Below are 7,207 nucleotides of genomic sequence, written 5' to 3' on the forward strand. Positions count from 1 at the left end.
GGCCACAACGCGGTCGGCTTCTTCCTGACCGCCGGCTTCCTCGGGATGATGTACTACTTCGTGCCGAAGCAGGCCGGTCGTCCGGTGTACTCGTACCGGCTGTCGGTCGTGCACTTCTGGGCGCTGATCTCGCTGTACATGTGGGCCGGCCCGCACCACCTGCACTACACGGCGCTGCCGAACTGGACGCAGTCGATCGGCATGGTGTTCTCGCTGATGCTGCTCGCGCCGTCCTGGGGCGGCATGATCAACGGCATCATGACGCTCTCGGGGGCCTGGCATAAGCTGCGCACCGACCCGATCCTGCGCTTCATGATCGTCTCGCTGTCGTTCTACGGCATGTCGACCTTCGAAGGTCCGATGATGTCGATCAAGACCGTCAACGCGCTGTCGCACTACACCGACTGGACCATCGGCCACGTGCACTCCGGCGCCCTCGGCTGGGTGGCGCTGATCTCGATCGGCTGCGTCTATGCGCTGATCCCGCAGCTGTTCAACCGCCGCATCTACAGCACCAAGCTGATCGAGGTCCACTTCTGGACCGGCACGATCGGCATCGTGCTCTACATCGCCTCGATGTGGATCGCCGGCGTCATGCAGGGCCTGATGTGGCGTGCGGTCAACGAGGACGGCACGCTGACCTACAGCTTCGTCGAAGCCCTCGTGCGCATGTACCCGTACCTGACGGTCCGCTTCCTCGGCGGTCTGCTGTTCCTCGTCGGCATGTTCGTGATGGCCTGGAACGTCTACAAGACGCTGCAGGGCGACGAACAGCCGGTGTCCGCGCCGGCGCCGCAGGCCGCTTAAGGGAGACATACCAACATGGCTCATGACAATGCCCCGGCGGTCGGCCACGAGAAGGTCGAGCGCAACATCGGCCTGATGGTCGTGCTGATCCTCATCGTCGTTGCCTTCGGCGGCCTCGCCGAGATCGTGCCGCTGTTCTTCCTGAAGGACACGACCGAGCCGGTCGCCGGCCTCAAGCCGCTGACCGCGCTGCAGCTCGAAGGCCGCGACATCTACATCCGCGAAGGCTGCTACACCTGCCACTCGCAGATGGTGCGTCCGTTCCGCGCCGAGACCGAGCGCTACGGCCACTACTCGGTGGCCGGCGAGTTCGTCTACGACCACCCGTTCCAGTGGGGCTCCAAGCGCACCGGTCCGGATCTGGCGCGTGTCGGCGGTCGCTACTCCGATGACTGGCATCGCACGCACCTGATCAATCCGCGCGACGTGGTGCCGGAATCCAACATGCCCGGCTTCCCGTGGCTGGATACCGGCAAGCTCGACGGCGAACTGACCGGCAAGAAGATGCAGACGCTGCGCCTGGTCGGTGTGCCGTACACGGACGCCGACATCCAGGGTGCGAAGGCGGCGGTTCAGGGCAAGACCGAGATCGAGGCGCTGATCGCGTATCTGCAGAACCTCGGCACCGTGATCAGCAACAAGAGGTAAGCGCCCGTGGACTTCTTCATGACCGTGGTGCGCAGCGTGTTCACGGTGCTGATGTTCGTGATCTTCATCGGCATCGTCTGGTGGGCGTGGAGCCGGCACAACCGCAAGCGTTTCGACGACGCGGCCAGCCTGCCCTTCGCCGACGAGGACACCGCACGCAGGACGGTCGAGCAAGAAGACCGGCGCTGAAGGAGAGATGCCAAGATGAGTCTGACCGTCAGCCTTTACATCACCCTGATCGTGGTCGGCAACACGCTGGCCATGTGGTGGCTGATCCGCTGGACCGCCAAGCCCCGGCCGAACGAGTCGGTGCAGGGTGAGGTCACGGGTCACACCTGGGATGGCGACCTGGCCGAGTTCAACAATCCGATGCCGCGCTGGTGGCTGTGGATGTTCTACCTGACCATGGTCTTCACCGGCGTCTACGTGGCCCTGTATCCGGGCCTCGGCAGCGTCACCGGCTTCCTCGGCTGGACGCAGGAAGGCCAGTGGCAGTCCGAGATGAAGGATGCCGCCGACAAGTACGACCCGATCTTCAAGAAGTACGCCGGCATGGACATCGCCGCCGTCGCCAAGGACCCGCAGGCACTGAAGATGGGCGGCCGGCTGTTCGCGACCTACTGCTCCAGCTGCCACGGCTCCGACGCCCACGGTGCGGTCGGCTTCCCGAACCTCGCCGACAAGGACTGGCTGTATGGCGGGGACCCGGCCACGATCAAGACCTCGATCATGAACGGTCGCCAGGGCGTGATGCCGGCCTGGAGCGCGATCCTGAAGGAGCAGGGCGTCGAGCAGGTCGCCAACTACGTGCTGAGCCTGTCCGGCAAGTCGGTCGACGCCGCCAAGGCCGAGGCCGGCAAGGCGCTGTTCCTGCAGAACTGCGCCGTCTGCCACGGTGCGGAAGGCAAGGGCAACCCGGTGATGGGCGCCCCGAACCTGGCCGACAACACCTGGCTGTACGGCGGTTCGCTGAAGGCCGTCGAGAAGACGATCGCCGACGGTCGCCAGGGCCGCATGCCGGCGCACGCGGACTTCCTCGGCAACGACAAGGTCCACCTGCTGGCCGCCTACGTCTACAGCCTGTCGCAGTGATCGCGGTTTCCGGCCATCGGTGCCGGGCCGCAGCCGCATGCCGCCGCTCCCCCCGGGGAGCGGCGTTTTTTTTCGGGCGAGGCCGGTGCCGCCGGCCGACTGCGCTTCATCACTGCCGCCGGCGCGGCCAGCGACTACGGTAAGCAGCGGCGGAATCCACCCGCATCCGAGACCGCGCCGCACGCATCGGCGCGTCCGCACCCGTCAGGCACCGGAGGCAAGCATCGTGATCACCCGAGTCCAGCACATCGCTTCATTACTGTGGCCGTCGTTCCTGCTCGCGGCCGCCGGCACCGTGATCCTGTCGACGATCTTCGATCCGCTGGCGATCGCGCACTGCCTCGGCGTCACCGGCATCGAGCGCACCGGCACGTACTCGCTCGGCTTCTTCGCGCTGTGGATGATGAACACCTGCTCGGCGCTGCTGACGCTGTACTTCCGCCAGCCGGTGCACACGCCGGTGGTCTGCCCGGTACGCGACTTCGATCCGGACCAGAACTGAGCCGGCTGCGGTCCGGCATCTGCCGGCATTCCGCGAGGCTGCGCGCAAGCCTGTGTTTGCACGACGATTCGTGATTTTTCGCAATGCGGCGCCGTGCTGAAGAAAGCATCATGCGTGCCTGATGAACCGCGCCGCCCCCGGCGCCGGTCGCCGATGTCGAGGACGTTTGCATGACGGCGGAAACACCGAGCCGGCCCGAGGGCCAGGATTCCGGCAAAAGCAGCTTCTACGCCAAGACTGCGAAGATCTACGCGCGTGAGGTCAAGGGCCGCTTCGCGACGCTGCGCATCTATGCGGTGTTCGCGCTGCTCGGCCTCTATTACGGGCTGCCCTGGCTGCCCTGGGATGGTCGTCAGGCGGTGCTCTTCGACCTGCCGGCGCGCAAGTTCTACATCTTCGGCTGGGTGTTCTGGCCGCAGGACTTCTTCTTCCTGGCGCTGCTCCTGATCATCGCGGCGCTGGCGCTGTTCTTCTTCACGGCGCTCGCCGGGCGGCTGTGGTGCGGCTACGCCTGCCCGCAGACGGTCTGGACCGAAACCTTCATGTGGATCGAGCACTGGGTCGAAGGCGACCGCAATGCGCGCATGAAGCTCGACAAGGCGCCGTGGAGCGCCGGCAAGTTCCGCAAGAAGCTCCTGAAGCACTCGCTCTGGGCGCTGTTCGCGCTGTGGACCGGCTTCACCTTCGTCGGCTTCTTCACGCCGATGCACGATCTTGCCGCCCGCCTCTGGCCGTTCGACTGGGGGCCGTGGGAAACCTTCTGGGTGTTCTTCTACGCGTTCGCGACCTGGGGCAACGCCGGCTTCATGCGCGAGCAGGTCTGCCTGTACATGTGTCCGTATGCGCGCTTCCAGAGCGCGATGTTCGACAAGGACACGCTGGTCATCTCCTACGACGCCGAGCGCGGCGAGCCGCGCGGCTCGCGCAAGCGCGGCACCGACCCGAAGGCGGCCGGCCTCGGCTCCTGCGTCGACTGCACGATGTGCGTGCAGGTCTGCCCGACCGGCATCGACATCCGCAACGGCCTGCAGTACCAGTGCATCGGCTGCGCAGCCTGCATCGATGCCTGCGACGACATCATGGACAAGATGAACTACCCGCGCGGGCTGATCCGCTACACGACCGAGCACAGCCTGATGCACGACGTGCCGCACGTGATCCGCCCGCGCATGATGGTCTACGGCGGCCTGCTGCTGGCGCTGACCATCGGCCTGCTGGTGGCGATCGCGCTGCGCGTGCCGCTGCAGCTCGACGTGATCCGCGACCGCAACGCGCTGTACCGCATGAACGACGAGGGCCTGGTCGAAAACGTCTACACGCTGAAGATCATCAACATGGACGAGCGCGAGCACCGCTACCGCCTCGGCGTCAGCGGCGTGCCCGGCCTGAAGTTCACGCAGGACCCGGGCGAGATCCGCGTCGGCAGCGGCGAGGTCTTCGATCTGCCGACCCGCGTCAGCGCCGACCCCGAGGAACTGAAGGCCGCCTCGAATGAAATCCGCTTCGACCTCGTCTCGGTCGATGCGCCGAAGCTCAAGACCGTAACCGCCGGCCGCTTCCTCGGCCCGGCCCGCCACTGACCGCCGGAGGCTCCCCCCGATGTCCGCCGTTTTCAACTCCCCGCCCGCCGAAGCGCGCTGGTACCGGCAGTTCTGGCCCTGGGTGCTGCTCGGCCTGCCGGCGAGTGCCGTCACCGGCTGCCTGATCACGATCTGGATCGCGACGAGCAACCCCGATGGCGTCGTCGTCGACGACTATTACAAGCAGGGGCTGGCGATCAACACCGATCAGGGCCGCAGCGTGCGCGCCTCGGCGCTCGGCCTGCACGGCCGCCTGCAGCTCGATGCCGACAGCGGCCGGATCGGCGTCGACCTCGCCGCCGATGCCGCCGGCGCGCAGCTGCCGCCGGCGCTGACGCTGCGTCTGCTGCACGCGACGCGCAGCGGCATCGACGTGTCGCTGACGCTGGCCGGCGTCGCGCCGGGGCGCTACGAGGCGGCGCTGCCGGCGCTCGCGCCCGGGCGCTGGAACCTGAAGGCCGAAGCCGGGGACTGGCGGCTCGACGGCAGCCTGAACGCCCCGCACGAGAACGCCGTGGCGCTGCTGCCGCTGGTGCAGATGCTGCCGGCCGAGCGCTGAAGCTCCCGCAGAAGCCGCAGCCACAAAAAAAGCCCGGGCGGATGCCCGGGCTTTTTTATCGCGATGGCTGGCGGCGGGGGCGCCGCGGGATCAGGGTTCGCGCATGCGCGAGAGCTGCGCGCGCAGCACCTCGTCGCCTTCCTTCGGGCCCTGCGCCGTGAAATCGAGCGTGCTGTCGCCGGACTGGGTATACGTCGTCGTCAGCCCGCTCTCGTGCTTGCAGCTCAGCGTCGCCGGCGCGCGCACCGTGCATTGCGGCTGCGTCGCCGCCTCGTCGCGGAAGCCGTACATCATGCGCGGCTGCGAGGAACCGGCGCGTGCGATGCGCACGGTGAGGCCATCGGCCTTGCCGGCACCGCGCCAGAGACCGTCGAGCTTCGCAAGCCCGACCGGGTCGGGTGACGACTTGCCGGCCGGCAGCGACAGGCCGGTGCAGCCGGCGAGGGCGGCCGCGAGCGCGGCGGACAGCAGCAGACGGGACGCACGCATCACGATCAGCTCCGCTGCGTGACTTCGAGCAGGTGCCAGCCGAACTGCGTCCGGACCGGGCCGAGCACCTTGCCGACCTCGCCGCTGAACACGGCTTCGTCGAATTCGCGCACCATCATGCCGGGGCCGAACTCGCCGAGGTCGCCGCCCTGGCGCTTCGACGGACACGAGGAATGCAGGCGGGCCATCTCGGCGAAGTCGGCGCCTTCCTCGATCTGGCGCTTGATGTCGAGGCAGGCCGCCTCGGAATCGACGAGGATGTGTCGGGCACGGGCTTTGGCCATGGGGAATCTCTCCATCTGCTCATGGGAAACGGGGCCGGGAGCTTAGCGGCGGTCCGGCGGCTTGAACAGCAAGCGACCGGCGATGCAACGGCCGCGGAGGATATGACATGCCGGACAGCGATCCGTCCCGCCTGCTCGCGCAGGCCGGCCCCCGCCGCGGCCGCCCGCCGCTCGAACGCTGGCAGCCGCCGCTCAGCGGCGACATCGACATCCGCATCGACCGCGACGGCCGCTGGTGGCACGAGGGCCGGCCGATCGAACGCGAGGCGCTGGTGCAGCTGTTCGCCGGCATCCTGCGCCGCGAGGCCGACGGCGGGCATTACCTGGTCACGCCGATCGAAAAGTGGCGGATCACGGTCGAGGATGCGCCGCTGCTCGCCGGCCCGCCCGAGCGGCTCGACGGTCCGGCCGGCCCGCGGCTGCGCTTCACGACCAGCGTCGGCGATGTCTTCGATGCCGGCCCGCAGTACCCGATCGAGGTCGAATATCGCGGCGACGAACCGCGCCCCTACCTGCACGTGCATCACGGCCTGCGCGCCCGGCTGACGCGCGCCGCCTTCGTCGAACTGGCCGGCCTCGCCGAACCGGCGAGCCTCGGCGGCCGCGAGGTGCTCGGCGTATACAGCGACGGCGCGTTCTTCGTGCTCGGTCCGGCCGGGGAGGGCGGGAATTGACGCTTTCGGCTGCCTTCAGTGCCGCTGCGAGCCGGCGTCCGCCAGCCGCTGCGCCAGCTGCGGGTGACCGGCTTCGAGCGCATGTCCGGCCGCGCGCAGGCCGGCGCGGTCCGTTGCCGCCGGATCGGCCCCGGCGGCGAGCAGCGCCTCGACGGCGGCTGCATGACCGCCCCGCGCCGCCAGCATCAGGGCCGTGGTGTCCCGGAACGGCTCGCGCGCCTCGATCCAGGCTCCGGCTGCCAGCAGCCGCGTGATCGCCGGCACATGGCCGTTCTGGGCCGCCAGCATCAGCGCCGTATAGCCGGCACGGTCGCGCGTTTCGGTCAGGGCACCGCCGGCGAGCAGGGTATCGACGACCTCGGCATGGCCGTTCAGGGCCGCCTTCATCAGTGGCGTCCAGTGGCAGCGGTCCACGGCTTCCGGTTCGGCGCGATCGAGCAGCAGATGCCGGACCCGGACGAGATCGCCGCGCTCGGCGGCGCGCAGCAGCGGCGTGCCGCCCTCGGCATCGCGCGCTTCACGCCCGCAGCCGCCGGACCCGGCCACGGCGGCGAGCACGATGCCGGACAGGA

Annotated in this window: 11 protein-coding genes; 8 read left to right on the forward strand and 3 right to left on the reverse strand. The window is 68.4% G+C overall.

Annotated elements, in window-relative coordinates:
• The 7 genes from PKE44_RS12580 to PKE44_RS12610 all read left to right on the forward strand — a co-directional run.
• A partial coding sequence (locus PKE44_RS12580; protein ID WP_324551718.1) for a cbb3-type cytochrome c oxidase subunit I occupies positions 1-807 on the forward strand: 807 nt, incomplete at its 5' end.
• A gap of 15 nt (positions 808-822) precedes the next feature.
• Positions 823-1,455 carry a cytochrome-c oxidase, cbb3-type subunit II gene (ccoO, locus tag PKE44_RS12585; protein WP_324551722.1) on the forward strand — a complete coding sequence of 211 codons (633 nt, stop codon included), beginning with the start codon at positions 823-825 and terminating at the stop codon, positions 1,453-1,455.
• Between the two features lie 18 nt (positions 1,456-1,473).
• Positions 1,474-1,644: a cbb3-type cytochrome c oxidase subunit 3 gene (locus tag PKE44_RS12590; protein ID WP_324551735.1), complete on the forward strand. Its 171-nt coding sequence runs from the start codon at positions 1,474-1,476 to the stop codon at positions 1,642-1,644.
• A gap of 15 nt (positions 1,645-1,659) precedes the next feature.
• Positions 1,660-2,547: a cytochrome-c oxidase, cbb3-type subunit III gene (gene ccoP / locus PKE44_RS12595; RefSeq protein WP_324551723.1), complete on the forward strand. Its 888-nt coding sequence runs from the start codon at positions 1,660-1,662 to the stop codon at positions 2,545-2,547.
• 226 nt (positions 2,548-2,773) lie between these two features.
• Positions 2,774-3,049 carry a hypothetical protein gene (locus PKE44_RS12600; RefSeq protein ID WP_324551726.1) on the forward strand — a complete coding sequence of 92 codons (276 nt, stop codon included), beginning with the start codon at positions 2,774-2,776 and terminating at the stop codon, positions 3,047-3,049.
• Positions 3,050-3,219: 170 nt separating this feature from the next.
• A complete protein-coding gene (ccoG, locus tag PKE44_RS12605; protein WP_324551728.1) occupies positions 3,220-4,629 on the forward strand; it encodes a cytochrome c oxidase accessory protein CcoG in 1,410 nt (469 codons plus the stop codon).
• A 19-nt stretch (positions 4,630-4,648) separates the two neighbouring features.
• Entirely contained in the window at positions 4,649-5,188 is a 540-nt protein-coding gene (locus PKE44_RS12610) for a FixH family protein (protein ID WP_324551729.1), read from the forward strand.
• 90 nt (positions 5,189-5,278) lie between these two features.
• On the opposite strand, the gene PKE44_RS12615 is transcribed toward PKE44_RS12610, so the two are convergent.
• Entirely contained in the window at positions 5,279-5,677 is a 399-nt protein-coding gene (locus PKE44_RS12615) for a hypothetical protein (RefSeq protein ID WP_324551730.1), read from the reverse strand.
• A gap of 5 nt (positions 5,678-5,682) precedes the next feature.
• The gene (locus PKE44_RS12620) at positions 5,683-5,961 is read right to left on the reverse strand and encodes a peptidylprolyl isomerase (RefSeq protein WP_324551732.1); all 279 of its coding nucleotides are present in this window, start codon (positions 5,959-5,961) and stop codon (positions 5,683-5,685) included.
• 107 nt (positions 5,962-6,068) lie between these two features.
• Between PKE44_RS12620 and PKE44_RS12625 the strand changes: the two genes are divergently transcribed.
• On the forward strand, positions 6,069-6,635 hold the full coding sequence (locus PKE44_RS12625; RefSeq protein ID WP_324551733.1) for a DUF1285 domain-containing protein: 567 nt from the start codon (positions 6,069-6,071) through the stop codon (positions 6,633-6,635).
• 15 nt (positions 6,636-6,650) lie between these two features.
• On the opposite strand, the gene PKE44_RS12630 is transcribed toward PKE44_RS12625, so the two are convergent.
• On the reverse strand, positions 6,651-7,207 hold a 557-nt coding region (locus tag PKE44_RS12630), incomplete at its 5' end, for an ankyrin repeat domain-containing protein (RefSeq protein WP_324551734.1).

Source organism: Plasticicumulans sp. (genome assembly GCF_035331805.1).
Classification (GTDB): domain Bacteria; phylum Pseudomonadota; class Gammaproteobacteria; order Competibacterales; family Competibacteraceae; genus Plasticicumulans.